Annotated in this window: 3 protein-coding genes; all 3 read right to left on the bottom strand. The window is 59.8% G+C overall.

The window, feature by feature from the left end; genetic code table 11:
• Window positions 1-23 precede the first annotated feature (23 nt).
• Window positions 24-1,613: an IS66 family transposase gene (tnpC, locus tag AC070A_RS34525; protein WP_113134000.1), complete on the bottom strand. Its 1,590-nt coding sequence runs from the start codon at window positions 1,611-1,613 to the stop codon at window positions 24-26.
• A gap of 74 nt (window positions 1,614-1,687) precedes the next feature.
• Window positions 1,688-2,032, bottom strand: a complete 345-nt coding sequence (tnpB, locus tag AC070A_RS34520; protein ID WP_057249416.1) for an IS66 family insertion sequence element accessory protein TnpB — start codon at window positions 2,030-2,032, stop codon at window positions 1,688-1,690.
• Window positions 2,029-2,388 (bottom strand): transposase, encoded by a 360-nt coding sequence (locus AC070A_RS34515; RefSeq protein ID WP_246806152.1) that lies wholly within the window; start codon window positions 2,386-2,388, stop codon window positions 2,029-2,031. The genes tnpB and AC070A_RS34515 overlap by 4 nt, the downstream gene beginning before the upstream one ends.
• Window positions 2,389-2,500: the final 112 nt, after the last annotated feature.

Raw genomic sequence — 2,500 nt, 5'->3', positions numbered from 1 at the left:
TGTAAGCGACAAGCCGGGGCCGTTCAGGCGGCGTAGTTCCACGGCATGAGCGCGTCAATATCGCTGCTGGGCCATCCATTTGCGAGGCGCTCAAGTGTCTGGGTAAGCCAGGCTTGCGGATCGACGGCATTCATCTTTGCTGTCTGCAGGAGTGTCGCGATCGTAGCCCAGGTCCTGCCGCCGCCGTCGCTGCCAGCGAAGAGGCTATTTTTTCTGGTGATGGCCTGGGGTCTGATAGCTCGCTCGACAATGTTGGAGTCGAGCTCGACACGGCCGTCGGTCAGGAAGCGCTCGAATATGTCGCGACGCGATATGGCATACCGGAGAGCTTCGGCGAGTTTGGATTTTCCCGACACCCGCGGCAAAGTTGCCTGCCAGAGTGTGAAGAGGTCACGGACGATCGCCGCCGAACTTTCCTGACGCGCTGCGACACGAGCTTCGGGACTTTGGCCGCGGACGGTTTCTTCGATTTCCCAGAGCCTCGCCATACGCTCGACCGTCTCTGTGGCGACCTTCGAGCTCTTCGCCGCGTGCAATTCGTAGAACTTCCGCCGGCTATGTGACCAGCAGCCAGCCAGGACAACGCCGTCGTTGCCTCCATCCTTGCGGACAAGCTTGCTGTAAGCACCATACCCGTCAACCTGCAGGATGCCGCGATAGCCGCTCAGATGTCGTGCGACGCACTCGGTCGCTCGACTGTCTTCAAAGCGATAGGCCACCAACGGTGGACCGCTGCCTCCGAAAGTGCGGTCATCCCTGGCGTAAGCCCATAGCCATGCTGTCTTTGCCGACCCGGACCCAGGCGCAAGTGTCGGCAAGGTCGTTTCATCGGCAAAGATCCGCTCCGCCTTCTTGATCTCGTTCAGGATGTAATCGGCAAGGATGTCGAGTTCGAACCCCAACTTGCCCATCCATTGGGCCATGAGCTTGCGGTCAAGTTCGACCTTGTCACGCGCGTAGATCGCTTCCTGGCGATAAAGCGGAAGGCCATCGGCATATTTGGAGACCGCGATCTGGGCCAGAAGTGCTTCTGTTGGAATGCCGCCTTCGATGATGTGTGCGGGAGCCGCGGCCTGGATGACGCCGTCCTCGTTCCTAAAGGCGTACTTGGGACGACGCGTGACGATAACACGGAACCTGGCTGCGACGACATCGAGCCGTTCGGAGACGTCTTCTCCGATCAGGATCTTCTGCTTGCCCGCATGCTCCGGCAACTCTTCCGGCTCGATCACAATCTCGACGCGCTCAAGATGCGGCGCGAAGCCCTTGCGTGGCCGTGGTGCACGCTTGCCGTCCGCATTCCCGCGGCCCTTCGTGACCTGGGCCTTTATCGCCGCAATGCCGGTCTCGATCTCCTCGAAGACAAAGGCATGCTGCTCGTCATCGACCGGGGACGCCAGCTTTTCCGAACGCCGTCCAAAGCGGGCCCGATCAAAAGCCTTCAGGATTTGCGTCAGCCGCTCGATGCGTTCGTCGGCGTCAGCGTTCCGGGCCTCGAGGTCATCAACCTGCTTTTCCAAAGCCTCGACGCGGGCTGCCTTTTCGGCCATGGCGAGAACCATAGCTTTCAGGGCCTCTACATCATCCGGGAGCTCGATCTCGGGTCGCGTCATGGGTCAGATCAGAGCATATTTTGCCGTGATCCGCCCGCGGTTTCAGGCACCTGATTCACTTCGCCGCAGTGGTTTTACCCAACAATCTCGGGAGGTTTGACTGGCGTCGACCGCACCCGCTTCCAGTCCATACCATCCACCAAAGCCAGAAGCTGGGCATGATTCAGCTGGACGCGGCTGTGGCCGATACGTGGCCAGCAGAACTGAGCTTTCTCTAGCCGTTTGGCATAAAGGCAGACGCCCGAGCCATCCCACCATACGATCTTGATCCGGTCTGCTCGTTTCGCCCGAAAGACATAGAGCGCTCCGTTGAACGGATCACTGCCAGCATCCCGCACCAGCGAAAGCAGGCTGTCCGGCCCCTTGCGGAAGTCGATCGGATGGCTCGCAAGGAAGACCTTCACGCCTGACGGGATCATGCCGAGCGTACCGCTCGGATAACGCGCTGCAAATGCGCCTCGTCGATCTCAGCACCGGCCCGGATTACAACGTCGCCGATGACCACCTCGACGACAGAGCTGACCCCGATCATCGATCTCTGTCCACTTTCAGCCGACGCCACATGGTCCGGCTCGCTCTCGTTCAGAAGGTCTCGCCGCCACCGGTAGAGTTGAGAGGGCGTAATCCCGATCCGTCGTGCGATCGCCGAGATATTCACTCCAGGCCGGCAAGCCTCCTCAACGGCCTCCACCTTAAATTCGTCAGACCAGAAACGTCGCAACTGGCGGGGAGAACCCTCAAGTCGATCCGTTACCGCCTCAATCATATGGATCATTCTAGGGCTAGCCGTAGGCGTAGACATAGATCCTCACAGTCAGAGAAATCAGATGCCTGCCATAGCGTGACGTCCATCACCCCTGCCAGATGGGGTCTCCTTGTCGCTTACG

The sequence above is a fragment of the Ensifer sp. GW101-20A05 genome, assembly GCF_059424735.1.
The sequence above is the reverse complement of the archived record's forward strand: the minus strand, read 5'-3'. Positions and strand labels throughout refer to the sequence as shown.